The sequence below is a fragment of the Alloalcanivorax xenomutans genome (genome assembly GCF_900217905.1).
GTDB lineage: Bacteria > Pseudomonadota > Gammaproteobacteria > Pseudomonadales > Alcanivoracaceae > Alloalcanivorax > Alloalcanivorax xenomutans.
Genome location: NZ_OBMO01000006.1, coordinates 21,611 through 48,496 on the forward strand (window position 1 = coordinate 21,611; position 26,886 = coordinate 48,496).

26 protein-coding genes are annotated in these 26,886 nt (G+C 63.1%); 14 read left to right on the top strand and 12 right to left on the bottom strand.

Features of this window, described 5'->3' with window-relative positions:
• Window positions 1-7: 7 nt before the first annotated feature.
• Window positions 8-829 carry a hypothetical protein gene (locus tag CRO06_RS05930; protein ID WP_055099096.1) on the bottom strand — a complete coding sequence of 274 codons (822 nt, stop codon included), beginning with the start codon at window positions 827-829 and terminating at the stop codon, window positions 8-10.
• Window positions 830-917: 88 nt separating this feature from the next.
• Between CRO06_RS05930 and CRO06_RS05935 the strand changes: the two genes are divergently transcribed.
• On the top strand, window positions 918-1,706 hold the full coding sequence (locus CRO06_RS05935; protein WP_055099097.1) for a crotonase/enoyl-CoA hydratase family protein: 789 nt from the start codon (window positions 918-920) through the stop codon (window positions 1,704-1,706).
• 23 nt (window positions 1,707-1,729) lie between these two features.
• Window positions 1,730-3,250 (top strand): AMP-binding protein, encoded by a 1,521-nt coding sequence (locus CRO06_RS05940; protein ID WP_097057983.1) that lies wholly within the window; start codon window positions 1,730-1,732, stop codon window positions 3,248-3,250.
• 106 nt (window positions 3,251-3,356) lie between these two features.
• Here the strand turns inward: CRO06_RS05940 and CRO06_RS05945 are convergent, their stop codons facing one another.
• The 5 genes from CRO06_RS05945 to CRO06_RS05965 form a co-directional block, all read right to left on the bottom strand.
• Window positions 3,357-4,934: a c-type cytochrome gene (locus tag CRO06_RS05945; protein WP_097057984.1), complete on the bottom strand. Its 1,578-nt coding sequence runs from the start codon at window positions 4,932-4,934 to the stop codon at window positions 3,357-3,359.
• Window positions 4,935-5,385: 451 nt separating this feature from the next.
• On the bottom strand, window positions 5,386-6,522 hold the full coding sequence (locus CRO06_RS05950; RefSeq protein WP_097057985.1) for a thiolase family protein: 1,137 nt from the start codon (window positions 6,520-6,522) through the stop codon (window positions 5,386-5,388).
• Between the two features lie 2 nt (window positions 6,523-6,524).
• Window positions 6,525-7,907, bottom strand: coding sequence for an MATE family efflux transporter (locus CRO06_RS05955; RefSeq protein ID WP_097057986.1), 1,383 nt, complete (start codon window positions 7,905-7,907; stop codon window positions 6,525-6,527).
• Between the two features lie 6 nt (window positions 7,908-7,913).
• Complete coding sequence (locus CRO06_RS05960; protein WP_218839874.1) at window positions 7,914-8,363, bottom strand: PaaI family thioesterase; 450 nt, start codon at window positions 8,361-8,363, stop codon at window positions 7,914-7,916.
• 3 nt (window positions 8,364-8,366) lie between these two features.
• Entirely contained in the window at window positions 8,367-8,990 is a 624-nt protein-coding gene (locus CRO06_RS05965; RefSeq protein WP_055099102.1) for a TetR/AcrR family transcriptional regulator, read from the bottom strand.
• 184 nt (window positions 8,991-9,174) lie between these two features.
• On the opposite strand from CRO06_RS05965, the gene CRO06_RS05970 reads away from it, so the two are divergent.
• Window positions 9,175-9,558, top strand: a complete 384-nt coding sequence (locus CRO06_RS05970) for a DoxX family protein (RefSeq protein ID WP_097057987.1) — start codon at window positions 9,175-9,177, stop codon at window positions 9,556-9,558.
• Window positions 9,559-9,603: 45 nt separating this feature from the next.
• Here the strand turns inward: CRO06_RS05970 and CRO06_RS05975 are convergent, their stop codons facing one another.
• Both CRO06_RS05975 and purT read right to left on the bottom strand, forming a co-directional pair.
• Window positions 9,604-10,014, bottom strand: a complete 411-nt coding sequence (locus CRO06_RS05975; RefSeq protein ID WP_097057988.1) for an NINE protein — start codon at window positions 10,012-10,014, stop codon at window positions 9,604-9,606.
• Entirely contained in the window at window positions 10,011-11,192 is a 1,182-nt protein-coding gene (gene purT / locus CRO06_RS05980) for a formate-dependent phosphoribosylglycinamide formyltransferase (protein ID WP_097057989.1), read from the bottom strand. Before purT ends, CRO06_RS05975 begins: the two co-directional genes overlap by 4 nt.
• Before the next feature lie 175 nt (window positions 11,193-11,367).
• Between purT and tadA the strand changes: the two genes are divergently transcribed.
• A complete protein-coding gene (tadA, locus tag CRO06_RS05985; RefSeq protein WP_026949027.1) occupies window positions 11,368-11,814 on the top strand; it encodes a tRNA adenosine(34) deaminase TadA in 447 nt (148 codons plus the stop codon).
• 90 nt (window positions 11,815-11,904) lie between these two features.
• Here tadA and mltF read toward each other — a convergent pair whose 3' ends face one another.
• Window positions 11,905-13,311, bottom strand: coding sequence for a membrane-bound lytic murein transglycosylase MltF (gene mltF, locus CRO06_RS05990; RefSeq protein WP_026949026.1), 1,407 nt, complete (start codon window positions 13,309-13,311; stop codon window positions 11,905-11,907).
• Window positions 13,312-13,868: 557 nt separating this feature from the next.
• Between mltF and purL the strand changes: the two genes are divergently transcribed.
• The 3 genes from purL (at window position 13,869) to CRO06_RS06005 (ending at window position 18,957) form a co-directional block, all read left to right on the top strand.
• On the top strand, window positions 13,869-17,762 hold the full coding sequence (gene purL, locus CRO06_RS05995; RefSeq protein WP_097057990.1) for a phosphoribosylformylglycinamidine synthase: 3,894 nt from the start codon (window positions 13,869-13,871) through the stop codon (window positions 17,760-17,762).
• Window positions 17,763-17,902: 140 nt separating this feature from the next.
• On the top strand, window positions 17,903-18,610 hold the full coding sequence (locus tag CRO06_RS06000; protein ID WP_097057991.1) for a PaaI family thioesterase: 708 nt from the start codon (window positions 17,903-17,905) through the stop codon (window positions 18,608-18,610).
• A 20-nt stretch (window positions 18,611-18,630) separates the two neighbouring features.
• Window positions 18,631-18,957: a YqfO family protein gene (locus tag CRO06_RS06005; RefSeq protein ID WP_097057992.1), complete on the top strand. Its 327-nt coding sequence runs from the start codon at window positions 18,631-18,633 to the stop codon at window positions 18,955-18,957.
• Window positions 18,958-18,996: 39 nt separating this feature from the next.
• On the opposite strand, the gene CRO06_RS06010 is transcribed toward CRO06_RS06005, so the two are convergent.
• Window positions 18,997-19,560, bottom strand: a complete 564-nt coding sequence (locus CRO06_RS06010; RefSeq protein WP_097057993.1) for an NUDIX hydrolase — start codon at window positions 19,558-19,560, stop codon at window positions 18,997-18,999.
• A gap of 187 nt (window positions 19,561-19,747) precedes the next feature.
• Between CRO06_RS06010 and CRO06_RS06015 the strand changes: the two genes are divergently transcribed.
• Genes CRO06_RS06015 through rssA form a run of 4 tightly spaced genes read left to right on the top strand, consistent with a single transcriptional unit; the run spans window position 19,748 to window position 22,018 of the window.
• Entirely contained in the window at window positions 19,748-20,332 is a 585-nt protein-coding gene (locus CRO06_RS06015) for a CoA pyrophosphatase (protein ID WP_244902781.1), read from the top strand.
• Window positions 20,333-20,365: 33 nt separating this feature from the next.
• The gene (locus CRO06_RS06020) at window positions 20,366-20,899 is read left to right on the top strand and encodes a gamma carbonic anhydrase family protein (RefSeq protein ID WP_014993769.1); all 534 of its coding nucleotides are present in this window, start codon (window positions 20,366-20,368) and stop codon (window positions 20,897-20,899) included.
• Entirely contained in the window at window positions 20,883-21,101 is a 219-nt protein-coding gene (locus CRO06_RS06025) for a DUF1289 domain-containing protein (protein ID WP_035450852.1), read from the top strand. The genes CRO06_RS06020 and CRO06_RS06025 overlap by 17 nt, the downstream gene beginning before the upstream one ends.
• A complete protein-coding gene (gene rssA / locus CRO06_RS06030; protein WP_097057995.1) occupies window positions 21,098-22,018 on the top strand; it encodes a patatin-like phospholipase RssA in 921 nt (306 codons plus the stop codon). The genes CRO06_RS06025 and rssA overlap by 4 nt, the downstream gene beginning before the upstream one ends.
• Window positions 22,019-22,138: 120 nt before the next feature.
• Here the strand turns inward: rssA and CRO06_RS06035 are convergent, their stop codons facing one another.
• Both CRO06_RS06035 and CRO06_RS06040 read right to left on the bottom strand, forming a co-directional pair.
• Window positions 22,139-23,398, bottom strand: a complete 1,260-nt coding sequence (locus CRO06_RS06035) for an HlyC/CorC family transporter (protein ID WP_097057996.1) — start codon at window positions 23,396-23,398, stop codon at window positions 22,139-22,141.
• An 83-nt stretch (window positions 23,399-23,481) separates the two neighbouring features.
• Window positions 23,482-24,291: a cytochrome C assembly family protein gene (locus CRO06_RS06040; RefSeq protein WP_233917048.1), complete on the bottom strand. Its 810-nt coding sequence runs from the start codon at window positions 24,289-24,291 to the stop codon at window positions 23,482-23,484.
• Window positions 24,292-24,446: 155 nt separating this feature from the next.
• Here CRO06_RS06040 and ffh point away from each other — a divergent pair, with 155 nt between their 5' ends.
• The 3 genes from ffh to rimM all read left to right on the top strand — a co-directional run bounded on the left by ffh (window position 24,447) and on the right by rimM (window position 26,869).
• Window positions 24,447-25,877: a signal recognition particle protein gene (gene ffh, locus CRO06_RS06045; protein ID WP_097058052.1), complete on the top strand. Its 1,431-nt coding sequence runs from the start codon at window positions 24,447-24,449 to the stop codon at window positions 25,875-25,877.
• 175 nt (window positions 25,878-26,052) lie between these two features.
• Complete coding sequence (gene rpsP / locus CRO06_RS06050) at window positions 26,053-26,307, top strand: 30S ribosomal protein S16 (RefSeq protein WP_022995498.1); 255 nt, start codon at window positions 26,053-26,055, stop codon at window positions 26,305-26,307.
• Between the two features lie 31 nt (window positions 26,308-26,338).
• Window positions 26,339-26,869, top strand: a complete 531-nt coding sequence (gene rimM, locus CRO06_RS06055; protein WP_055099111.1) for a ribosome maturation factor RimM — start codon at window positions 26,339-26,341, stop codon at window positions 26,867-26,869.
• Window positions 26,870-26,886: the final 17 nt, after the last annotated feature.

The window sequence follows — 26,886 nt, forward strand, 5'->3', positions numbered from 1 at the left end:
TCGATCGTCAGCCGTCCTCCAGAAACCGCGCCCACAACGCTTTGGCTCTGACCTGATAGGCGCGGACCTGATCGATCAGGTGATGACGTTCATCACCGCCCATCAGGGCTTCGGGCAGTAAGGGGTCATGGATGATCAGGCGGATGGCGGTGCGTCCCAGCAACAGACTGTCGCGAGCGGCCTGATCCAGCGGCAGGGTGTCCAGATTCGCCTCGCTGGCTTGCAAACGTCGGCCAACGTCCTGATAGGCCTGGATCATCGCCCGGGTATCCCATTGTGCCCGGATCCGGGTTTCATCCTGCCCGGATAGCGCGTTGACGCCGAACACCCGTGCCGCGGGTGCCAGTCCCAGACGCTTCAGGTCCTCCCGCACCGCTGACACACCGCCGACCAGATTATCCGGACGGAGCCACAACCCGCTGTTTTCCAGAGCACGAAATCCTCGCAACGTCAGGGCCCGTTCATGACGGCGCCAGGCCACTTTTTCCCGTCGTGGCACGGCGGCGTCGATGACACCGACCCAGCCGCCATCCCAGGCCACCGCCTGCTGCTCCTTGCGCAGCCAGTTGCGGACGTCTCCGATCAATGTATTACCCGTGGCGTCGAGGGCATAGATTCCACGGGCCGGGCTGATGACCTTGCCTTGACGCTGCAAACGGTTCACCGCCACCCGCACGTTCTGTGGCTGCAAGCCGCAGGCTTCGCCGGCCCGGCACAACGCGGCGATCGACAGCTCCCGGGCATCGTGGGTGGAAAGCAGATCAAGCACCAGATCCGAAGCCGTCAGTTCCGTGCTCTCAAAATAACAACAACTGTCTTTATTGGACATTTTCAGAAATATATCCTATTTTTTCAAATATGGATCATATTTGTAACAAGGTGGCGTACCGCACAGCCCACGAATCAGGAGGCAGCCCATGTCGAACTCACCGGTCATCACCCATACCGAGGGTGCCGTTCGCACGATCATCATTAACCGTCCCGATAAACGCAATGCCGTGGACCGGCCCACCGCCGATGCCCTGCGCGCGGCTTTCGAGGCGTTTGAGCAGGACGACAGCGTCCATGCCGCGGTACTGGCCGGTGCCGGCGGCAATTTCTGCGCTGGCGCGGACCTGTCCGCCATGGGCGACGATCAGCGCCGCAACGAGGTGGAGCCTGAAGGCACCGGCCCGGGCCCCATGGGCCCCTCGCGCATGCTGCTGAGCAAGCCGGTGATCGCCGCCGTGTCCGGCTATGCGGTGGCGGGAGGCCTGGAGCTGTCCCTGTTGTGCGACATGCGCGTGGCGGAGACCTCGGCGGTGTTCGGCGTGTTCTGCCGTCGCTGGGGGGTGCCGCTGATCGACGGCGGCACCGTGCGGCTCGCTCGCATCATCGGTCAGGGGCAAGCCCTGGACATGATTCTGACCGGGCGCCCGGTAGCCGCCGACGAAGCACTGCGCATGGGGCTGGCCAACCGGGTGGTGGCGGATGGCGAGGCTCTGGCCACCGCCCAGGCGCTGGCCCGGGATATCGCCGCGTTCCCGCAACGCTGTCTGCGCGCCGACCGGATCTCCACCTACCAACAGTGGGACCACGACCTGGCGGAAGCGTTACGACGGGAAGGGGCGGGAGGGTACCCGATTGTGTTCGCCGAGGCCATTGATGGCGCCGCCCGTTTCGCCGGTGGAGCGGGCCGTCATGGCCGCTTCGATGACCACCAATAACGATAAACCACAGGAGAGAATGCATGACCACGACGTATCTGGATCTGATTCACCGGGGCGCTGGTTATTATCCGGACCGGACCGCCCTTGTTTTCGGTGACCAGAGCCTGACGTTCGGCGAAACCCAGAGCCTGAGCAATCGCCTTGCCCATGCGCTGATCGAACGGAATGTGTGCCGCGGAGACCGCGTGGCGTTGCTGTTGAATAACGGGTTGTACAGTGTTCCGGTGGACTTCGCCTGTGTGAAAGCCGGAGTGAACCGGGTGCCGCTCAACGCTCGTCTGTCGTTGGACGAGCACCGTAAAATGCTGGAAGAAACCGGTTGCGCGCTGCTGCTGTATGGCGAGGATCTGGCGGAGCGGGCGGCACAACTGTGTGATGCCGTATCGGGACTGCGGGCACATGGCATCGGCAGTGCCGCTGGCGGCGGTGAGGATTTGCTGCGGGCCTGTGCTGCTCTCAGCGATAGCAAACCGGCGGTGCCGGTAGCCGACGACGACGTCATTCTTACCCTGTTTACCTCCGGCACCACCGGGACTCTCAAGGCGGCACAGCACACCCAGGCTTCCTACGCCGCCGTTTGCAAGAACGTGTTGATGAACCTTCTCGCGGTGGAGCAGGACGATGCCATGCTGCATGCCGCGTCGCTGATCCACGCCAGCGGCGTGTTCGTGCTGCCGTTCTGGCTGCGTGGCGCTCGCACCGTGATCATGCCGGCGTTCGACCCGGATGCTTTTCTGACGCTGATCGAGAAACAGCGGATCACCACGGTGAATCTGGTGCCGACCATGTTGCAAATGTTGCTCGGGCACCCCCGCTTCGCGACAACCGACGTGAGCCGTTTGCGGCAGGTGATTTATGGCGCGTCGCCGATGCCGCGTCCGGTCATTGAGCAGGCCATGGCGCTATGGGGGCGAGAAAAATTCTGGCAATACTACGGGCAGACCGAATGCCCGCTGACCCTGGCCGTGTTGCGGCCGGAGGATCATACCGAGGCCCTGCTCGGCGCTTGTGGCAAGCCGTCCGTGGAAGTGGAAATCCGCCTGGTGGATGATGCCGGTAACGATGTCGCGGAGGGCGAGGCCGGTGAGATCGCGGTACGTGCCCCCTCAATGATGGCCGGTTATCACAATGCGCCGGAACTGAATCGGGAGATGTTCATGGACGGTGGCTGGCTGCGTACCCGTGATGTGGGCCGTTTTGATGATAACGGCTTTCTGCACCTCAAGGACCGCACCTCGGACATGATCATCACCGGCGGCTACAACGTTTATCCCAGGGAAGTGGAAGATGTGCTGAGCGCCCATCCGGCGGTGGCGGAGTGCGCGGTGATCGGCCGCAAGGATCCGCAATGGGTGGAAGCGGTGACCGCGGTGGTGGTGCTGAAGGCCGGGGCGCGGGCCGAGGAGGACGAACTGATCCGGTTTGTGGCGGATAAAGTGGCGTCCTACAAGAAACCGCGCAGTGTTATTTTCACCGACGGCATTGCCAAGACCGCGGTGGGTAAGCTCAATCGCAAGGCATTGCGGGATCAGTTCGCCTGAGCCCCGTTGTTACCACCCCGGGTGGTTCCGCTACCCGGGTTCCAGGTTCGGCCAACATCGCCGAGGCCGGCATGTCTCCGGTTTCGGCGATGCTGGCAGCGAAACCTCAGGGTTTGTCGGCCAGATCCCGCTGCCATTGCTCCAGGGTTCCCGGCGCGCCCAGGTGATAGCCGTTCACGGTTTTACCGTAGTAATCCATGGCCCGGTTGCCGTGGAAGTCTTTAATGGTGGCGTCGAGATCCCCTTTGAAGCGCGGGTCCTGTGGCCGTGGCTGGCTGGTGATGAACGCGGCCAGATCCCAGGCCTGCTGTACCGACAGACTGCCCGGTTTGCCCAAGGGCATGTTGGCCTGGATAAAGGCGGCGGCGGTGTTGACCCTGTGCATGCCGGCCCCCCAATTGAAGGCCTGATCTCCCCACAGCGGCGGGAATTGGTAGCGGCGTTTCGCCAAAGCGGTGCCCTGGCCGTCGTCGCCGTGACACAGCGCGCAATGCTCCGCGTACAAGCCGGCCCCCCGTTCCGGTGAGAACGGCTGCGCCGGCTTGTCCAGTTCCGGATAGCCCCGGCCCGGCAGAGCTTCCCCGGTGGGGGTGCTCTTGGATTGCCAGAACATGAAACTCATCAGATCAACAATGACCTGACTGTCCGCCGCCGGCGCCTGTCCCGCCTCGGAGGCCTGGGCGTTTTGCGAATAGGTGAAGCAACCCTGAAGGCGTTCCGCCATGGTATTCACCTTTTGGTTCTTGCCGCGCCAGGCCGGGTACTGTCCCCAGGCCGCCCACATTGGTGCGGCGTTGGCCTGGCGGCCGTTGTTCATGTGGCAGTTGACGCAGCTCTGGCTATTGCCCACGTAGCGGCCGGCTTCGGCATCGGTGCTGGTGTGGCGGAAAATATCCGCGCCGCGACGCACCGAGGCACCGAATTCGTTATCGGGTAGATCCTCCAACAGCGGCGGCTGGAAGTAATTGTTGAGGGCGTCGGCGACACGGGGTGCCGGATCCGGCCGGGCATGCTCCGGGATCTCTCCAGTGGTGGGCAGGGCGGCGAGATAGGCGGCGACTTCCTTGATTTGTTGCTCGGTCATGGCGTTTGCCACCGCTGCCATCAGCCCGCCGGCGTCGTTTTTGCGTTGCCCGCTTTGCCAGGCCTTGAGCTGGGCTTCCAGATAACCGGCATGTTGCCCGGCCAGCGCCGGGAAGTGGTTGCCCACCCCACGGGCACCGTCACCATGACAGGCGACGCAGGCGGGCTGATTGGCCTGCCAGTGTCCATTCACCACCCAATCGCGCCCTGGCAAGGCAGTGGCCTTGTCGCTGCTTTGCTGATCGGTTTGACCGGAGCCGGCATCGAGGCCGGCGTAGTACTCCGCCACTGCCTGGATCTGCTCGTCGCTGAGTGCCTTGGCGATCGGCGCCATGATCGGATTGGCGCGCTTGCCGCTGGCGAAGTCATGCAGTTGCTTGGCCTGATAGTCGGCACTGAGGCCGGCCAGGGAAGGGAAGCCGCCGGCCGCGTTGCCGCGCCCATCGGTGCCGTGGCAGGTGACGCAGGGTGGCGCGCCGCTGGCGCCCTGACGGGCCAGGGTTTCTCCGGAGTCGGCGCCGCGAGCCGCGAGGGCTGAAACAAACAGAAAGGGGATCAAGCTGAGGCGTAGCGCCCGCTTGCTGGCAAGTGAAGCTGGCATGACGGAACTCCCTGGCGTGCGGTCAGAGCGAAGGTCCTGACCGAAAAAGCCCACAATAAATGTATTGATATAAGCTTATATTAAAACGCGATTAATAATGAGGCAAAGGAGTTGACGCAAAATCTGGCTTGGGGGCTTGGGGTTCCCTCTGCACGGCGCTACAGAACCGCTGTGGGAGCCAGCCTGCTGGCGAATACTGACCCATTCGCTTGCAGCGGCCCGCCGCCCGGACAAGCTCCCACAGCGGCCTTGTAGCAATGTCTGAATGGAGGCTCCAAAGACCTTAAAGATGGCCGCCATAAAAAGCCCCCGGCGACCCCGGTGCCACGGCCGTGGAGAGGACGATGGCGGAGCCATCACCGTGGCGTTGTCTCTGGCGCGTAGTGGGAACGCCAGGGACGCCGGGTCGTCGGAGTAACGGACGAAAAGGTGGGCGCCCGCGAACGGGCTGTTACAGGGCCTCCAGGATGGTGGCGATGCCCTGGCCGCCGCCGATGCATTGGGTGGCAAGGGCGTAGCGGGCCTTTTCCCGCCGCAGCAGGGTGGCGGCTTTACCGGTGATGCGCGCGCCGGTGGCGCCCAGCGGATGACCAAGAGCCAGCGCGCCGCCGTCCAGGTTCACGGTGTCCGGGTTCAGTCCCAGATCGCGGATGCAGGCCAGCGCCTGGGATGAGAACGCTTCGTTGATTTCCACCACGTCCAGCTGCTCCACACTGAGACCGGCCCGTTGCAGTGCCTTGCGGGTGGCGGGAATCGGACCGAGCCCCATTACCGCCGGGTCGCAACCGGCGGTGGCCACGGCGCGGATCCGGGCGCTGGCCGGCAGATTGTGGCGCTGGGCGAAGTCATCGCTGGTGACCAGCACGGCACTGGCGCCATCGGTGAGCGGTGAAGAGGTGCCGGCGGTGACCACGCCGTTTTCATCAAACGCCGGCGGCAGTTTCGCCAGAGCTTCCAGAGAGGTGCCGGGACGGATGCAGCCGTCGTCCTCGATCCGGTTCGCGCCCGTTCCCGTATCGATGGCGATGATTTCATCACGCAACAGACCGCCGTCCCGCGCGGCGGCGGCCTTGCGGTGGGAGATCAGAGCCAGTTCTTCCTGCTCCGGACGGCCGATTTCATAGCGTTGCGCGACGTTCTCGGCGGTGCGTCCCATGGACACGTAAGCGTCGGTGTGTTCCCGCAGCCAGGGGTTGGGGGAAAAGTTGAAACCGCCCTGGGGCACCATGGTCATGCTTTCCACGCCCACGCACAGATAGGCATCACCGATACCCGCCTCGATCTGGGCGGCGGCGATATGGATGGCGGACATGGACGAGCCGCAAAAGCGGTTGATGGTCATGCCGCCGATTTCCAGGGGCAGGCCCGACAACAGCCCGACGATGCGCGCCAGGTTGTTGCCCTGGGCGGCCTCCGGGTAGGCGCAGCCAAGAATCACGTCCTCCAGCAGCGACGGATCCAGATCGGTACGCGCCAGTAACCCCTTCACCACCTGGGCGGCGAGATCATCCGGGCGTACTTCGGCGAGCGCCCCTTTGCGGGCGAAGTGGAACGGGGAACGGGCGTAGCCCGCGATAACGGCTTTCATGATTATCTCCTGATCAGCCAGGGAATACTGTTAACCATCGCCAGTGCCACCAGGGAGGCGGCCATGACCGCGCACAGGGCCACCAGATCGCCGGGGAACAGCGTTGTTGTCAGGGTGCCGCCGATGCCAAGAACAGCGAGGCGGGTGAGGCTGGCGGCAATCGGCCACCGCATGCGGCCGACGCCTTGGGAAGCGAAGTACAGCGCCATACCGACACCGAAGAAGCTGTACACCGGCGCCACCGTGCGCAGGTAAACGGCGCCGGTGGCGATCGCTTCGGCATCGTCGGTGAACAGGCCGAGCCAGGCGTTGGGGAAGGTGGCGGCGAGCAGTCCCACGGTGCCGGTGGTGGCGGCGGTGAGGGCGGCGCCGACCCAGGCGATGCGGCGGGCACGCTGGATCTGGCCGGCTCCCATGTTCATGCCGACCATGGCCACCAGAGCGGTGCCGAAACCGAAGCTGAGTGGGATCTGCAGATATTCGATGCGGATGCCGAGGCCGAAGCCGGCCAACGCCGTCATCCCGGTGCGGGCGACGAAGAAGGTGGCCACCACCACGCTTAAGTTGGAGAACACGGTGTTCAGGGCGGACCACAAGCCGACGCCGAGGATCTCCGCGAACAGGGATTTGCGCAACGGCGCGCGCGGATCCAGCCGGACGCCGCCATGGCCGCGTAACAGGGCCACGGTAAGAATCACCGTGGCGATCAGATAGTAGGCCGCCAGAGCCAGCCCGGCGCCGGTGATGCCCAGGCCCGGCAGCGGGCCGATACCGAAGATCAGCAGCGGTGACAGTACCAGCAGTAGCGGCACGCCGCCGGTGAGCACCAGCGCCGGCATCAGCATATTGCCGGCGCCACGCATGACCGCCGACAGGCCATTCATCAACCACAGAAAGGTGACCCCGGCGAACAGCGCGTTGGAATAGGCGAGGGCGGCGTCCAGGGCCTGGCCGCGGCCGCCGAGCAGGGTGTAGAGCGCGGGACCGGACCCAATCACCACCAGTGAGCAGAGCAGGCCAAGCACACCAGTGATGACCACCGCGTGCAGCGCCAGGGCATTGGCCTTGTCGGTATCGCCGGCACCGAGGGCGCGCGCCACCGCCGACGAGATCCCACCGCCGATGCCGCCGCCGGACATCATCATCATGAGCATCACCAGCGGGAACACCAGGGCGGCCCCGGCCAGGGCGTCCACGCCGATCAGGCCGACGTAGTAGCTTTCCAGAAAGTTGGCCAGGGCCTGGGCCAGCATCACCACCAGATTGGGCAGCGCCAGCTTCAACAAGGTGGGAAGCACCGGTGCATGCAGGATCCGGCGCGCCCGCTCCCCGGCATCCGGCCGGGAAAGGGGCCGTGGTACGGTGGCGATGGCGGCGCGATTCATCGGCGCTTACCGCTGCATCACCAGCAACGTCGAGGTGGCGCTGGCATAAAGGCGGCCCTCGGCGTCGGTGAGGCGGGCCTCGGCGAACGCCAGGCGGCGGCCCATGGTGATGATCTTGCCTTCCGCGCGTACCGGGCCGGTGTCCTTGGTCATGGCCTTGTGATAGGCCACTTTCAGCTCCGCGGTGGTATAGGCCTGATCCACCTCCAGATTGGAATGCACGGCACAGCCGCAAGCGGAATCCAGCAAGGTAGCGGCGTAACCACCATGGACGGTGCCGATCGGGTTGTAGACTTTTTCGCTGGGCGAGCCTTCGAACACGACCCGTCCCCGCTCCACCTCCACCAGTGTGAAGTCCATGGTCTGGCCGATGCCGGCGCGGAGATCCTTCTCCATCATCATCTGCAGTGTTTCCAGGCCAGTCATGGCTTTCATGGCGGTATTGGATTGATTCACGGTTTACTCCTTGGCGGGCTTCCCGGAGGAAGCCCGGGTTGTAGAAGAAGAGGTTGCGGAAGCGGTGGCGCCGAGCAACTGCTGGCGCACCGCGTCGAGAATTTCGCTGGACAGTTCCGGGTCGTCCACGGCGCGGGACAGCACCAGGGCGCCGACCAGACTGGACGCCGTGGCCAGGGCCCGGCGCCGGCGGTTGGCGCGGCGGCCGGGGACCCAGTCGGCGATCATGTCGACGAACTTGCGGAAGGTGCCGGTGTAGGCGCGGCGTACCTCCTGCGTTTGTCGGGCGGTATCCACCGAGAGCGCGGCGAACAGGCAGCCGTGGCCGGGCTGGTCACGATGGCGCGGGCTCAGGTATTGCTCCACCAGCACCTGAAAGGGCGGTTGCTGGCGTTTGGCGGTGCGACGCTCCCACCGGGTACGGATATCGCCGGAGGAGGCACAGGTTTCCGCCATCAGCGCTTCCTTGGACTCGAAGTGCCCGTAGAAGCCGCCGTGGGTGAGGCCGGCGCTTTTCATCAGGTCCGCCACGGCCACGCCGTCGTAACCTTTTTCCCGAAACAGCCGGGATGCCTCGGTGACGATTCGGCGCCGGTTGGCGGCGGCTTGCTCTCGGCTGACGCGCATGGCCGTCCTCCTTTTTGATGATGGCTATAATATATAAATGCATGATGGGTGTCATGTAAACGATTTTTTGTCGGAAGCAGGAAGATCGGTGGTCCCGGTTTGTGTCACGGGCGTCTTTCCTTCGTCGCGGGAAACCCGTTCAATATCGGTACATTACCGACCAACAGAGGACGAGGAGAACGCCATGAACCATCCGGACCTGGGAAAATTGATTCTGCGCTTGAGTCTGGGCGGCATGCTGCTGCTGCACGGTGTCTCAAAGCTGTTGCATGGAGTGGGCTGGATCGCCGGTTCTCTGCAAAGCATGGGATTGCCCGGTTTTTTTGCCTACGGGGTGTTTATCGGCGAGGTGATCGCGCCGCTTATGATCATTGTTGGTTATTACACCCGGGTCGGGGCAGCGTTGATTGTTGGCAACATGCTGGTGGCGCTGGTGCTGGTGCACATGAATGAGTTGTTCGCGATCAACGACAATGGTGGCTGGGCGATTGAGCTGCAGGGATTCTATCTGTTCACCGCCGCGGCGCTGTTCTTCCTGGGCGCTGGCAAGTACGCGATGAAAAATTAGTATGCGGCGTGGTCCTCTCCGGCATGAAGAGGACCGCGGATTGGGTCAAACCCAGCGCTTGCGGCTGTTGGCGGTGGCGATTTGCTCGTTGAGAGTGAGGAAGTCGTAGAGAATGCCCAGCCCGAACAAGCCCAGGGTCAGCAGGTATATCAGCCCGGTCACCCATTTGCCCATATAAAAACGGTGCAGGCCGAAGACGCCAAGAAAGGTCAGCAGCAGCCAGGTGATGTTGTAATCCACCGGGCCGGAGACATAGCGATGATCGGCGTCGCGGTCCATGGACGGGATCAGAAACAAATCGACGATCCAGCCGATGAAAAACAATCCCAGGGTGAAGAACCAGATCACGCCGGTGATTTGCCGGCCATAGTAGAACCGGTGTGACCCCATGAAGCCGAAGATCCAGAGGGCATAGCCAATGATCTTGCTGTGGGTATCGTCAATCCGCGGGTTCATAGATTTACCTCGATATTGGTAATCACGGTGTTGGCTTTGACTCTCGCGCTTTCGATGCTATCCGCTTTCGCCAGAGCGACGCCGAGGCGGCGGCTGCCATGCACTTCCGGCTTGCCGAACAGGCGCAGGTCGGTGTTCGGCTCCGCCAGGGCCTGATCCAGATTGCCGTAGCGCATGGTTTCCGAATCACCTTTTACCAGCAGTACCGAGGACGCGGACGGACCCCGCTGTTCGATATTCGGTATCGGCAGCCCGAGAATGGCGCGGGCGTGCAGCGCGAATTCGGAGAGGTTTTGTGACATCAAGGTTACCAGACCGGTATCGTGAGGGCGTGGTGACACTTCACTGAACCAGACCTGGTCCCCGCGCACGAAAAACTCCACGCCGAACAGCCCCCAGCCGCCCAGGGCCGCGGTGATGGCGCCGGCCTGGCGGCGGGCCTCCTGAAGAGCGGCGTCGTTCATCGGTTGCGGCTGCCAGGATTCGCGGTAATCGCCGTCCTCCTGGCGGTGGCCGATGGGCGCACAGAAATCGGTGCCGTTGCGGTGCCGTACGGTGAGCAGGGTGATTTCGTAGTCGAACTCGACGAACCCTTCGACGATGACCCGGCCCTGGCCGGCGCGGCCGCCGGATTGGGCGTACTGCCAGGCGGCGTCGATCTGGTCCTCGGTTTTCACCAGGCTCTGGCCCTTGCCGGAGGAGGACATCACCGGCTTGATCACGCACGGCAGGCCCACTGCCTTCACCGCCGCCAGGTATTCGTCCTTGTCACCGGCGAACCGGTAGGGCGAGGTAGGCAGGCTCAGCTCTTCGGCGGCGAGGCGGCGAATGCCCTCGCGGTTCATGGTCAGCCGCGCTGCCCGGGCAGTGGGGATCACGGTGAACCCTTCCTGCTCCAGAGCTTCCAGTTCGGCGGTGGCGATGGCCTCGATTTCCGGCACGATCAACGCCGGGCGCTCTTCTTCCACCACTGCCCGCACCGCGTCCGCGTCCAGCATGTCGATTACGTGCCAGCGCTGCGCCACCTGCATGGCCGGCGCCCGCGGATAGCGGTCCACGGCGATCACCTCGCAACCCAGGCGGATCAGCTCGATGGCCACCTCCTTGCCCAGTTCACCGCTGCCCAGCAGCATCACGCGGGTAGCGTTGTCGGAATAAGGGGTACCGATGGTGGTCATGCCGTCTCCTCATCGAACAAATCGTCGAAACAATGGCTTCCGCGGGGGGCCAACCCCGCCTGGATGAACAAGATTGTAGCGAAAAGCGCCGCCATCGCGAGGGAAGAGTTTCACCCCGGCGCCGTCGCGCCTACCATTGGCGCCGAAAGCATCCCAATCAACCCCGGGCGGACAAGTGGACGATCAATATTGGATGGCGCGGGCGCTGGCCCTGGCGGAACGCGCGGCGGAGCAGGGCGAGGTGCCGGTGGGCGCGGTGCTGGTGCGTGACGGCGAGATCATTGGTGAGGGCTACAACAGGCCGATTCTCAGCCATGATCCCTCCGCCCATGCGGAAATTGGCGCATTGCGTGATGCCGCCGCCCGCGCCGGTAACTACCGGCTGCCGGACAGCACCCTCTACGTCACCATCGAGCCGTGCACCATGTGTTTTGGCGCCATGATCCACGCCCGGGTGGCGCGATTGGTGTACGGCGCCCGCGAACCTCGTGCCGGGGTGTGTGAAAGCCAGTTGGGATTGCCGGAGAGGGATTTCTACAACCATCGCCTGGAAGTCACCGGCGGGGTGCTGGCGGACCAGGCGTCGCAACTGATGCGGGACTTTTTCCGGCGCAAACGATGAGAGAGGCAGGGAACAGTTAACAGGGAACAGTTAATAGCGAAAGACAAACGAATCGCGGCTCGTGAGCCGCGATTGGCTTTTATTGAGCGGTTACTCCGCCGCTGCCACCAGGGTAGGGCGGTGGCGTTCGGAGTTTTCCGCCCACACCAGCAGGTCGTAGTAGCCGCGTACGTGGCGCACATACGCCACCGCCTGGCCGCCACGGGCGGGGCCGTAGCGCAATTGGCCGGCGTAGGCGGGTTTTGCCAGCATCGGCAGACGCTGTTTCACGTCTTGCCAGCGATCCGGATCGCCGCCCTGCTTCTGGGTCAGGACCCGGGCATCTTCGAGATGGCCAAAGCCCACATTGTAGGCGGCCAGGGCCAGCCAGGTGCGGTCCGGCTCGGCGATGCGTTCTGGCATGCGGTCGTGTAATTTGCGCAGGTAAGCGGCGCCGGCGTGGATGCTCTGGGCCGGGTCGGTGCGGTCGGTGACGCCCATTTCCCGCGCCGTCTGATTGGTCAGCATCATCAGACCCTGCACACCGGTGGGGGAGATGGCGCCGGCGTCCCACAGGGATTCCTGATAGGCCACCGCGGCCAGCAGGCGCCAGTCGAAGCCGGCGTCTTCGGCGGCATCGCGGAAGGCATTGGTGTAGTCCGGCAGACGGTCGTCCAGGTGGCGGATAAAGCTGCGCGCGGAATACAGATCAAACCGTTCCACATGGCCGTAGAAGCGCTTGGCCAGCTGTTCGGTGGCGCCAATGGCGTTTTGCTGGGTCAGATAGCGTTGGGCGGCTTGATACAGGCTGCCGTCGCTGCCGGGGGCGAAGGCCCAGGCCAGCCCTTGATCCGCGCCGACGGTGAAACCGGCCGCCAGATCCGGGAACAGACCCCGGTGGATGGCGTAATCGTTGGAATTAATCAGGGCGTAATCGGCTTCGCCTTCCTCCACCCGGGCCAGTGTTTGCTCCACGGTGGTGCCGGTGTAGACATCCAGCGTCAACTCAGGCTGGGCGGCCCGGGCCTGCTCCAGCAGATCGGCGTTGCTGGAACCGGACACCACGGCGACGCTCTTGCCGTCCAGATCAGCGAGGGTATTGGGGCGCGGTTCGCCGAGCCGGTACATCACCAGGGTGTCGACTTTCTGATAGGGGGTGGTCAGCCGCAATTGTTGGCGGCGCTGCTCGGTGATCACCAGCCCGGCGGCGGCGAAATCGGCCTTGCCGGCCAGCAGCAGCTTCTGCACGGTTGCCAGGTCATCGGCTTCCACCAGACGTAACTTAACGCCCAGCTGCTCGGCAAAGCCGCGGGCCAGTTCGTATTCCATGCCGGTGGAACCGTTTTCATCGCCGTAAACGGTGGTCAGGGATGGGCGCGTGACCACTACCAACTCGCCGCGGGCCTGGATCCGTTCCAGGGCGGTGCCGGATGGGCGCAGAAACAGGCCCAGGATCAGTGCGGCAAGCAGCACCAGGGGTGCCCATGCCAGCAGTTTACGGCGTAACCGTATCGTCATGTCCTTGCTGCCTCCTGGGGTTGCCAGATAGGTTGGAAGCGCCCATTGCTTGGTTTTCGGGGCTTCCTCGGTTCCGGAAACGGTCCTTGTTTGCCGGAAGCAGGACATTCGAAGCCGTCGCCGGACCACGCCTCGGCGCAGGCCCGGGATTGAGACGGCTTGGAATGACCAAAAAATCGCCGGGAGCGATTTTTAACGTCGCCCGCGACGGCCCGCCAGGGTGCCCGCCATGGATGGCAGGGCATAAAAAATCGCCGGGAGCGATTTTTAACGTCGCTCGCGACGGCCCGCCAGGGTGCCCGCCATGAAGGACGGGTACAAAAAATAAGCGGTGCTTTTACAATTGGGGGCGAATTTACCATCCGCAACCCCCGGGCCGCTACTTTTTTGTCCAACAATTGCCGCTATTGGACCGGTTGATGACGGTTTCCACCGTGTCGCCGCTCTGTCGAGATAAAGGCGGGAAACCGGGTTCGCGCCCTCGCGCCGCCCCCCTGGAATCCGGTATCATTGCGGCTTCTTCCAATCCCCCGTCGATCCAAAGGAAAAGCCAGCCCATGCTGATCCTACCCGGTAGCCCGGCTCTCTCCGCATTTCGTAAGGAAAAATTGCTGCGCGCTTTGCCTCGGGTGGAGGCACTGTCCGCCCGTTTCGTTCATTTCGTGGAAATTTCCGCGCCGTTATCCGCCCAGGAACAGGCGGTGCTCGACGGTTTGCTGAGCTATGGCCCGACGATCAGCGAGGAGCAGGTGGAAGGCCGCCGGTTCCTGGTGGTGCCGCGCCCCGGCACGATCTCCCCTTGGTCTTCCAAAGCCACCGATATCTGCCATAACGCTGGCCTCGACAAGGTGGTGCGAGTGGAGCGGGGTATTGAATATCGGCTGCGGGCGGACCCGGATATCGCCCGGGCGGAGCTGGTGGCGCCGCTGCATGACCGCATGGTGGAGGCGGTGCTGGATCAGCCCGAGCAGGCCGAGGCGCTGTTCAGCCATCATCAGCCCAAGCCGTTGACCACGGTGGATGTGATCGGCGGCGGCCGCGACGCGCTGGCCCGGGCCAACGGCGAGCTGGGTCTGGCTCTGGCGGACGACGAGATCGATTACCTGGTGGAACGTTTCACCGCTCTGGGGCGCAACCCCAGCGACGCGGAACTGATGATGTTCGCCCAGGCCAACTCCGAGCATTGCCGGCACAAAATCTTCAATGCCGACTGGACCATTGACGGCGAGGCTCAGGAACTGAGCCTGTTCGGCATGATTCGCAACACCTACAAACACGCCAGTGAAGGCGTGCTGAGCGCCTACAAGGATAACGCCGCGGTGGTGGCGGGGCCGGTGGCGGACCGTTTCTTCCCCGGTCCGGACGACACCGAGTACCGCTACGTCAATGAGCCGGTGCATATGCTGATGAAGGTGGAGACCCATAACCACCCCACCGCCATCGCCCCCCATCCCGGGGCTTCCACCGGCGCTGGCGGCGAGATCCGTGACGAAGGCGCCACCGGTCGCGGCGCCAAGCCCAAGGCCGGCCTTACCGGGTTCTCGGTCTCCAATCTGAGCATTCCGGATTTCGTGCAACCGTGGGAAGACCACTACGGCCGCCCCGGGCGCATTGCCTCGGCCCTGGACATCATGATCGAGGGGCCGCTGGGCGGTGCCGCCTTCAACAACGAGTTCGGCCGCCCGAATCTGTGCGGCTATTTCCGCACCCTGGAAATCGAAGCCCCGGGGATCAATGGGGATGAACGGCGCGGTTACCACAAGCCGATCATGATCGCCGGCGGCCTTGGCAATATTCGTGACGGCCACGTGCAGAAGGAAGGTATTCCGGCGGGCGCCAGAATCATCGTGCTGGGTGGCCCGGCGCTGCTGATCGGTCTCGGCGGCGGTGCCGCCAGTTCCATGGCCAGCGGCGAATCCGATGAGGCCCTGGATTTCGCCTCGGTGCAGCGCGGTAACCCGGAAATAGAGCGGCGGGTGCAGGAAGTGATCGATCGCTGCTGGGCCCTGGGTGACGACAACCCCATTGTTTCCGTCCACGACGTCGGTGCCGGCGGCCTCTCCAACGCCTTGCCGGAACTGGTCCACGATGCCGATCGTGGCGCCAACCTGGAACTGCGCCGGGTGCCCAGTGATGAGCCGGGAATGAGCCCGGTGGAAATCTGGTGCAACGAAGCCCAGGAACGCTATGTGCTGGCGGTAATGCCGCAAGACCTGGCGCGCTTCGAGGCACTGTGCCGGCGCGAGCGTGCGCCCTTCGCGGTGCTTGGTGAAGCCACCGAGGAAGAGCACCTGAAAGTGTCCGATGAGCACTTCGGCGACGCGCCAGTGGACCTGCCCATGGACCTGCTGTTCGGCAAGCCGCCGAAGATGCAGCGTGCCTTCGATCGGGAAGACTTCCAGCGCCAGACTTTCACCACCGACGACATCGAACTGCGCGATGCGGTGGATCGGGTGCTGCGGCTGCCCACGGTGGCCTCCAAGAGCTTCCTGATCACCATCGGCGACCGGTCGGTGACCGGTCTGGTTCACCGGGACCAGATGGTGGGACCCTGGCAGGTGCCGGTGGCCGACTGCGCGGTGACCGCCACCGGTTTCAACCCCAACCAGGCCAATATCACTACCGGTGAAGCCATGGCCATGGGGGAGCGCACCCCGGTGGCGCTGGTGGACGCCGCCGCCTCCGGCCGCATGGCGGTGGCGGAAACCATTACCAATCTGGCCGGCGCCCACATCGGCGGCTTCGGGCAAATCCGCCTGTCCGCCAACTGGATGGCCGCCGCCGGTCACCCGGGCGAGGATCAGGCGCTGTTTGATACGGTCAAGGCGGTGGGCATGGAGCTGTGTCCGGAGCTGGGTATCGCCATCCCGGTGGGTAAGGACTCTCTCTCCATGCGCACAGTGTGGAATGAGCGTGGCATCGACAAGAGTGTCACCTCGCCGTTGTCGTTGATCGTCACCGCCTTCGCTCAGGTCAGTGATATCAACCTGACCGTGACCCCGCAGTTGCGTACCACCGAGGCCAGTGAACTGCTGCTGGTGGATCTTGGCCGCGGCCGTAACCGGCTGGCCGGGTCGGCGCTGGCGCAGGTATTTGGAAAAGTCGGCGATGTGCCGCCGGATCTGGACGATGCCGCCGACCTGAAGGCCTTCTTCCAGGTGACCCAGGCGTTGTTGGCGGAAGGCAAGCTGATGGCCTACCACGATCGCTCCGACGGTGGTTTGTTCACCACCCTGGTGGAAATGGCGTTCGCCGGCCGGGTCGGCATCGACATCGTGCTGGACGACATCGCCGGTGATGGACCGGAAGCGGTGGCGGCCCTGTTCGCCGAGGAACTGGGCGCGGTGCTGCAGGTGCCGGAAGGCGAGGCGGAGGCGGTGCGTCAGCGCTACGCCGACGCTGGTCTGGCCGGCTGTGTGCACACCGTGGCGCGGCTCAACGTGGACGATGTGGTGCGGGTACGCCTGGGCGGCGCCATCCTGATGGAGCGGCCCCGTCGCGGTCTGCAGCGGCTCTGGTCGGAAACCAGCTATCGTATCCAGGCGTTGCGCGACAACCCGGACTGCGCCCGCCAGGAGTTCGACGCGATCCCGGACAGCAATGATCCAGGCCTGAACGTGCGGCTCACCTTCGACATGAGCGAAAACGTAGCGGCGCCATTCATCGGCGGTACCCGGCCCAAGGTGGCGATCCTGCGCGAGCAGGGCGTCAACGGCCAAACCGAGATGGCGGCCGCTTTTGACCGTGCCGGCTTCGCCGCCGTGGACGTGCATATGAGCGACCTGCTGGCCGGTGACGTCAATCTGGACGACATGAAAGGCCTGGTGGCCTGTGGCGGTTTCTCCTATGGCGACGTGCTTGGTGCTGGTGGCGGCTGGGCCAAGACCGTGCTGTATCACAACGGCTTGCGTGACGCCTTCAACCGTTTCTTCTTCCGCGAGGACACCTTCGCCCTGGGCGTTTGCAACGGCTGTCAGATGCTGGCCCACCTCAAGGACCTGGTGCCTGGCGCGGAACATTGGCCGCGCTTCGTGCGCAATCTGAGCGAGCAGTTCGAGGCCCGCACCTCGCTGGTGGAAATCGGCGATTCCCCATCCATCTTGCTGCGCGACATGGCGGGCACCCGCCTGCCCATCGCCGTGGCCCATGGCGAAGGGCGGGTGGAGATCAGCGACGCCGACCTGGCCCGTAATGTGGAGCAGCGCCTGGTGGCCCTGCGCTACGTGGACGGCATGGGCAATGCCACCGAGCAATATCCGGCCAACCCCAACGGTTCCAGCCAGGGCGCCACCGGATTCACCACCCGGGACGGCCGCGTGACCATTATGATGCCGCACCCGGAGCGGGTGTTCCGCGTGCTGCAGAACAGCTGGATCCCGGATGATTGGCGCCGCTTCGACAATGCCCCCTGGTTCCGGATGTTCGCCAATGCGCGCAGGTGGGTCGGGTAAGAGGCAGTTGACAGTTGATAGTGGACAGTTGACAGCGAAAGGCAAAAGCGAAAAGCCAAAGAAAGCGCTGTGGGAAGCTGGCCTGTCACCGTGTTGCGTGTAGGCGATAGATTAAAGTAACAGGCTGATCAGACACGAATATGACGGAAGAAAAATACCATTATTTTGACATGCCGATCTGCGAGTTGCCGGAGCCGACGCCGGTGTCGGCGCGGCGCCGGGAGTTGGCCCGGGAATTGGCGGCGATCAACGAACAGCTGGTACGCCTGGATGTGGACGAGGCGGCGCTGATGGCCGCCACCGAGCAGGCGCGGGCGTTGCGGGAAAGCCTGGAAGGGTATTCCCATCGCAGCATGCGTGACATTCTCGGGCGTTTGATCAGCGGCCAGGGCAATCGACAGGATGCCCTGGACATGGCGGATTTCGAGATTCTGTCCGGTCCCGCCAATGCCATGTCACCGCCGGTGACCTTCTGGCTTGACGGCGATGTGGTGCGTGCCCGTGCCACCTTCGGTCGCGCTTTCATGGGGCCGCCGGGCAAGGTGCATGGCGGCGTTCTGTCCCTGGCGCTGGATATGCTACTGGCCAAGACCCAGGACTTCGTCACCAGCCTGGGCATGACCGGTACGCTCAATGTGCGCTACATGGCGCCCACACCGCTGCACCGCGAAGTGAACTTCGAGGCGCGGCTCGTGCGTCTGCAGGGTCGCAAGCTGTTTAATGAGGCGCGGGTCTTCGTCGACGGCGTGCAAACCGTGGCGGCCAGCGGTATCTGGATTTCCTCCCAGGGGGATTACCGTCTCAGACCGGAATACGCGCACCTGGCAAACGGCAGCGACGTGGCCTGAATCGATCATCAGGAGGACCGATGACGACGCTCTACAAGCTTTGCTTCTATGTTCCGGTGAGTCACGTGGAAACCGTCAAGGCGGCGGTGTTCGACGCCGGTGCCGGCCGCATTGGTGACTACGATCGTTGCAGCTTCCAGGTGCTGGGTCAGGGCCAGTTCAGACCCCTGGACGGCAGCAATCCCTATCTGGGCAGTCGGGGACAGGTGGAGACCGTGGAAGAGTACCGGGTGGAGATGATCTGCGAGGCGGATTGTCTGGAACCGGCGGTCCGCGCCTTGCGTGACGCCCACCCCTACGAGGAGCCGGCCATCGACCTATTGCCGCTGGCGCCGCTACCGGTTTGACGGATCGCGCTGGCCCGCTGTTGGTTGCTCGATACCGGCCTAGATATTCTCATCCAGCGCCGGTTTGCGCTTGAGCGGTGGGATGTCCTGGGTGCGTACCGGGAAGTCGCCGGTTTTCAGATCCTGAAAATAAAACTTGAGAGTACGGCCGATGGTCGGGAAGGCCAACTGGTCCCAGGGAATCTCGTCTTCCGTGAACATTCTGGCATCGGAACTTTCCTCGCCCACGCCATAGTCACCGTTGGCCATATTGCCCAGGAAAAAGACATAGACCTGGTTGATATGGGGCAGGTTGAAAATCGTATAAATGTCCCCAACCTCTACCGTGGCGCAGCCTTCTTCCCAGGTTTCCCGGGCGGCGCCTTCCTGCAGGGTTTCCCCGTTTTCCATGAAGCCGGCGGGCAGGGTCCAGTAGCCCTTGCGGGGTTCGATGGAACGTTTGCAGAGCAAAATGCGACCTTCCCAGACCGGGATGGCGCCAACCACGATCTTCGGATTCTGGTAATGGATGGTGCCGCAATGGTTGCACCAATAGCGGGGCCGGTTGTCCCCTTCGGGAACCGAATACAACACTTCCTGCCCGCAATGGCTGCAATACTTCATGATCGTTCTCGCCGTGGTGAAGTACGCCAGCCTACTGGCTCGCCGGAACCCTGGCAATCCGAAAGCGGTGCCGCGCCCTTGCCCGTGGCGCGGGCGATGGTCAAACTGAGTGGTAAAGAATGGGGAGTAAGAGAGTGAAGCAGTGCTGTGAAGGTCCAATCAGTGGATGGCCGCGGGAGAAACGCGGATGACAGACCTGGAACGCCTGCGCAGGCGGCTGCCGGATTACCGTTTGGTCGAGTTGCCGCTGGACCTGCCCGAAGCGGCGGTTTTGATGCCCTTTGTCGATAAGCCGGAACCTGAACTGATTCTTACCGTTCGCTCTCGTTCCATGCCGACCCACGCCGGTGAGGTGGCCTTCCCCGGTGGTAAACGGGACCCCTCCGACCGTAATTTGATGATGACCGCGCTGCGCGAGAGTCAGGAAGAGGTGGGGTTGGCGCGGGAAGCGGTGGAAGTACTCGGCAATCTGTCGCCGATCCCGTCCCGTTTCGGCATGAAGGTAACGCCTTTTGTCGGCGTGGTGCGCCCGGAGGCGGAGTTGATTCCCGAGCCCGGCGAGATCGACTCGATTTTCAACGTACCGCTGCGTTTCTTTCTGGAGCAGGAGCCGGATCTGACCGCGCCGGTGGAGGTATACGGCCGCCGTCTGCGCATGCCGAACTACTATTTCGAGGATAAACGGATCTGGGGGCTGACCGCGTTCATGATCCTGGATCTGATCAACCACGTTTACGATACCGATATCCGTTTCGATGTCAGCGACGACTGAAACGACGGAAACGGTTCAGGCAAGGACAAGAAAATGATCTATACGATTAACGACCGCCAGCTGGAATTTCGTGGCGAGGGCCAGTGGATTGCGCCCAACGCCACCTTGATCGGGTCCGTGGTGCTGGGTGAAAACGCGAGTGTCTGGTTTGGCGTGGTGATCCGCGCGGATAACGATGTCATCGAGATCGGCGATAACAGCAATGTGCAGGAAAATTCGGTGTTGCACGTGGATCCGGGCGTGCCGATGAAAATCGGCAAGAACGTCACGGTCGGCCACAAAGTCATGCTGCATGGCTGCACCATCGGCGACAACACCCTGATCGGCATGAACGCAGTGGTACTGAACGGCGCCAAGGTAGGCAGCAATTGCATTATCGGCGCCCACGCTCTGGTGCCGGAAGGCATGCAGATACCGGACAATTCCCTGGTGATGGGCGCGCCGGCCAAGGTAGTGAAGGAAATCACCGATGGCCACAAGGCGATGATCACCATGGGCAGCCAGCACTATGTGGCCCATGCCCGCCATTTCTCGGAGCACCTGCAAGAAGATGAGCGTTTCAAATAGTCCCAAGCCGGTCTCACCGTGCGTGTCGATCTGCGCTCTGGACGGTGACGATGTCTGTGTCGGTTGCTTTCGCACCGGCCAGGAAATCAGCCACTGGGGGCGCCTCGATGCGGACCGCCAGGTGGAAGTGCTGCGCCGGTGTCAACGGCGCATGGCCGGTGAGTTGGCGCCCTGCCTGATGGACGAAGTGGTGCCGGGATGAGTACGGAAGGGGAGCAGGACACGCCGTCGGCGCCGCGTCTGGGACTGGCGCTGGGAAGCGGTTCGGCGCGCGGTTGGGCGCATATTGGTGTGATCCAGGCCCTGGAAGAGATGGGGGTTCGTCCGGATGTGGTGGCCGGCACCTCTATTGGCGCCCTGGTGGGCAGTGCCTACGTCAACGGTGCGCTTGATGACCTGGCGGACTGGGTGAAAGCGCTGACCACCAAGGACGTGTTCGGCCTGATGGACTTCACCTTGTCCGGTGGCGTGGTCAAGGGCGAGAAACTGTTCGGTTTCTTCGAGGAGCGGCACAGCAACCCCAACATCGAGGATCTGGAGCAGCGTTTAGTCACCGTCGCCACGGATATGAAGAGCGGCCGCGAGATCTGGATCAGCAAGGGGCCGATTCTGCAGGCGGCAAGGGCGTCCTGTGCGTTGCCGGGGCTGTTCACGCCGCTCAAACACCAGGGGCGCTGGATGCTGGACGGTGGCCTGGTCAATCCGGTGCCGGTGTCCGCCGCTCGCGCCTTCGGTGCCGACGTGGTCATCGCCGTCAATCTCAATGCTCAGTTGGTGGGCGCCCACCTGTCCCGGCAGAAACCGCCGGGGGAGAATGGGGCTACCGAGGAAGAGCACAGTCTTTGGCAGAAGATGGCGAATTACTTCACCAGCGGGGACGGCCAGGCACCGGGTTTCTTTGACGTCATTGCCTCCAGCGTCAACATCATGCAGGACCGCATCACCCGCTCCCGCATGGCGGGTGACCCGCCGGAAATCACCTTGATCCCGCTATTGGAGGATTTTGCCCTGATGGACTTCCACCGTGCCAAGGAAGCCATCGACGAAGGCCGCCGCCTGGTCGAGCGCCATGCCGGCGATATCCGGGCGTGGTTGGGGAAGACAGGTAACAGTGAATAGTTAATAGTGAACAGTGCGCAGAGGAATTTCTCCGTGAACTGAAACGAAAGAGGCCGCGTCCAAGCGTTGGGTGCGACCTCTTTCTGTGATTTTAACTTTTAACTCTTCACCTTTCACTGTTCATTGCTTTTTCCTGACTCTCGCCGCCTTAACCATATTGTCCTTTACCTGCAGGATTTCAATCAGGTAGTCCTCCACCCGCAATGAAATGTTGGCGTCGGGAATCGACTGCAGGTGTTCCAGGATCAGGCCATTGAGGGTGCGCGGCCCGACGATGGGGATGTCCCAGTGCAGTGCCCGGTTGATGTCGCGCAGGTTGGCGGAGCCGTCGATGACGAAACTGCCGTCTTCCTGGGGCAGGATGTCCGGATTGGTGGTGGCGGCCTGATCGGAAGTGAACTCGCCGACGATCTCTTCAAGAATATCTTCCAGGGTCACCAGGCCCATCACGTCGCCATATTCGTCCACCACGATGCCGATACGGCGTTTGGCATTCTGGAACTGGATGAGCTGGCGATTCAGCGAAGTGCCTTCGGGAACGAAATAGGGTTCCACCGTGTACTGCATCAGCTCCGCTTTGTTGATTTCTTCCTTGAGCAACAAACGGCTGAGTTTGCGCAGGTGCAGCACACCCAGCATGTTGTTGGGGTCGCCGCGGTAGACCGGCAGCCGGGTATGCTGGCTGGTGCGCAGAGTGTTGAGGATGTCGTTCATGTCGTCATCCAGATCGACACCGATCATCTCGTTGCGCGGAATCATGATGTCCTCGACGGTGACGCTTTCCAGATCGAGGATGTTCAGCAGCATCTTCTGGTGCTTTTCCGGGATCAGGCCACCGGCCTCGTTGACCACGGTGCGCAGTTCCTCGGGGCTGAGGTGGTCTTCCTCGGCGCTGTCGGTGCGCACGCCGAACAGGCGCAGGAACAGGCCACTGATGCCGTTGACCAGCCATACCAGCGGCGCCAGCAGCCATTGCAGCGGCTGCAGCAGGAAGCTGGCGGGGAAGGCCACCCGTTCCGGCTTCATGGCCGCGTAGGTCTTCGGCGTGATCTCGGCGAACACCAGCATGATCAGGGTGATCACCACCGGCGCCACCGCCGCGCCGGAGTCGCCCAGCCAGCGGATCGCCAGGATTGCCGCCACCGTGGCGGCGAAGTTATTGACGAAGTTGTTGCCGATCAGAATCACCGACAATAGCCGGTCGGTTCGTTGCAGCAGTTTTTCCACCCGTCCGGCGCCGTGATGGCCCTGCCGGGAGAGATGGCGCAGCCGGTAGCGGTTAATCGCCACCATGCCGGTTTCACTGCTGGAGAAGAAAGCGGAGAGCAAGATCAGAATGATCAGGGTGATCAATAACCACCCATCCGGGATGCTGGCCAAGAGACGGTCGTTTGGTTGCTGTTTGGCTCGCTATTGTTCGGTGCCGGGTTCCGGGGTGTCAAGCGCTAACCGCACCGTCGTGATCAGCGGCGCAGAATCACTTCCAGCACCAGTTGCGTGCCGAAAAAGGCCACCAGCAGCACGGCGAAGCCGGCCAGGGTGAAGCGCACCGCGGTCAGGCCACGCCAGCCGCGCAGATGACGGCCAGACAGCAACACCGCGAAAATCACCCAGGACACCAGGGTCAGCACGGTTTTATGGACCAGATGCTGGGCGAACAGGTCGTCCACGTAGAGGAAGCCGAACAGGATCGCCAGGGTCAGCAGACATTCGCCCAGCCACAGGGCGTCGAACAGCATCGACTCCATCATCTGGATCGGCGGAAACAGCCGCATCACGCCGCGGATGTGGCCGTCCTTGAGCTGGCGATGCTGGACCCACAGCAATACCGCCTGGCAGGCGGAAAGCGCCAGCACCGCGTAAGCGACGATGGAGAGCAGCACATGCATGCCGATACCGTGTTCCAGCGGATGGGCCACATAGCCGGTATGCAGCCACAGCGCCGCGGGAATGGTGGCGGCGGCGAACGGAAACACCAGGGCACTGACCCATTGAAACGGCCTGAGCAAGCTGGACAGCACCACCAGGGCGGCGCCCACCAGCGCCACCGCCGAAGCCACGGGAAACAGGCCCAGCAGCAGGCCCTGCGGCGTGATCAGCTGGGCGTACAGCGTCAGCGCATGGGCGATCACCGCCAGGCCGCCGGGGATCAGAATGGTCGCTTTTGAAGGCGAGGCTTGCCCCCGGAACTGGCGGTACACCAGTATGGACGCCAACACGTACAGGGCGGTGGCGGGTAAGCCGAAGGCCAGGGCAGGAGTCATAGGTTCCATGGTGGTTTTCCGGGAAAAGCCGCCGAAGTCTGGCACAGCTGCCCCGGCTTTTGAAGCGTTCGCCATGACGGCGGAGGGGTGCCTGCCCTATAATCGCGCCCTGTCGCCGTTTTCCGGGCCGGAAGGCGGCCACCCGATTCAGGAGGTTGATGATCATGTTCGAGAATCTCACCGAGCGCCTGGGCCAGTCGCTGAAGAGCCTGGCCGGCCAGGGACAGCTCAACGAGGACAATATTCGCGATACTCTGCGCGAGGTACGCAAGGCCCTGCTGGAAGCCGATGTGGCGTTGCCGGTGGTCAAGGAATTCGTCGAACAGGTCAAAGAGAAGGCTCTGGGGCAGGAAGTCCTGCAAAGCCTGAACCCTGGCCAGGCGTTCGTGAAGATCGTCAACGACGAACTGGTCCACACCATGGGCGACGCCAATGACGCCCTCAATCTGGCCACCAAGCCGCCGGCGATCATCCTCATGGCGGGCCTGCAAGGGGCCGGTAAAACCACTTCCGTGGCCAAGCTCGCGCGCTTCCTCCAGGAGCGTGAGAAGAAGAAGGTGATGGTGGTGTCCGCCGACGTCTACCGTCCGGCGGCGATCGAGCAGTTGAAAACCCTGGCCGGGGAGGTGGACACCAATTTCTTCCCGTCCACCGGTGACCAGGATCCGGTGGATATCGCCAACGCCGCCCTGGCCGAGGCCCGCCGCCGTTACATGGACGTATTGATCGTCGATACCGCCGGTCGTCTGCATGTGGACGACGCCATGATGGCGGAGATCAAACGGCTGCACGCCGCCATCGAGCCGGCGGAAACGCTGTTCGTGGTGGACGCCATGACCGGTCAGGACGCCGCCAACACCGCTCAGGCGTTTAACGAAGCGCTGCCGCTGACCGGGGTGATTCTGACCAAGGCCGACGGTGACTCCCGCGGGGGCGCGGCGCTGTCCGTGCGTCATCTCACCGGCAAGCCGATCAAGTTCATCGGCATGGGTGAGAAAACCGATGCCCTGGAACCGTTCCACCCGGACCGTATCGCCAGCCGGATTCTCGGCATGGGCGACGTGCTGTCCCTGGTGGAGGAAGCCGAGCGCAAGCTGGACAAGAAGAAAGCCGAGAAGATCGCCAAGAAGTTCAAGAAAGGCAAGGCGATGGACTTCGAGGATCTCAAGGACCAGTTTCAGCAGATGCGCAACATGGGCGGCATGGCCGGCCTGCTGGACAAGCTGCCCGGCATGGGCAATATGATGCAGGCGGCTCAGGATCCGGCGGCTCTGAAGAACATGAAGCACATGGAGGCGCTGATTGATTCCATGACGCCCAAGGAACGCCGCAACCCGGATCTGATCAAGGGCTCCCGCAAGAAACGCATCGCCGCCGGCGCCGGGTTGGAGATCCAGGATCTCAATCGCCTGATGAAGCAGCAGAAGATGATGGCGAAGATGATGAAGAAGATGCGCACCAAAGGCGGCATGAAGAACATGATGCGCGGCCTGGAAGGCATGATGGGCGGACAGGGCGGCCCCGGCGGCGGCATGCCCCCGGGCGGCATGCCTCCCGGCGGTATGGGCGGCAGCGGTGGCTTGCCGCCCATGTAAGGGCCGAGGTAAGGGGGGAGGGGGAAAACAGTCTCCGTTCTTGCCTTCCCCGCCAACCCCGCGTAAAATCTGCGCCCTTCGCGCCCTCCGGCCCATTCGGAGGGATCTTCAAGCGGATACGATGGCCGGGCGATAAGCGTCTGGCCGGGACACCGGATTGAAACAGGACTGAAAAATGCTGGTTATTCGTCTCGCCCGTGGTGGCTCCAAGAAACGCCCTTTCTACCAAATCATTGCCACCGACAGCCGTAATGCCCGTGACGGCCGCTTCATCGAACGTCTGGGTTACTTCAACCCGATTGCCCGTGGCGGTGAAATCCGTCTGAAAGTGGATCTGGAAGCCGTGGACCAGTGGGTTCAGAAAGGCGCCCAGCTGTCCGACCGGGTCAAAAACCTGGTCAAGGAAGCGCGCAAGAGCGAGAGCGCTTGAGCATCCTGGATCTCTGATCCAGACCAGACCCATGGGATCTCAATCGGACAAGGTGATCGTGGGCCGCATCATGGCGGTACATGGCATCAAAGGCTGGGTAAAAGTCTATTCCCATACCGATCCCATGGAGAACATCTTCGAGTACCAGCCCTGGTATCTGAGCAAGGGCCGGGACTGGGAAGAAGTGAAGCTGGCCGGCGCCCGCCCTCAAGGCAAGGGGCTGGTCGTCGCCATTGACGGTATCGGTGATCGCGAACAGGCGGCACGGGAACTGGTGGGGCGGGAAATCGCCGTGTCGGAGTCTCTGCTGCCCCGTTCCGGAGACGGCGAGTTCTATTGGCGGGACCTGATCGGTCTGCGAGTGGTGCTGCCGGACGGCCGTGATCTGGGCCGGGTGGATCGGCTGATGGAAACCGGCGCCAACGATGTGCTGGTGGTGATCGGCGATGCCAACAGCCTGGACCGCCGTGAACGGCTGCTGCCCTGGGTGCCGGACGACGTGATTGTCGACGTTGCGCTGGAGCGCGGTGAGATTCGCGTGGACTGGGACCCGGAATTCTAGAGCCACGGCGGACGTGG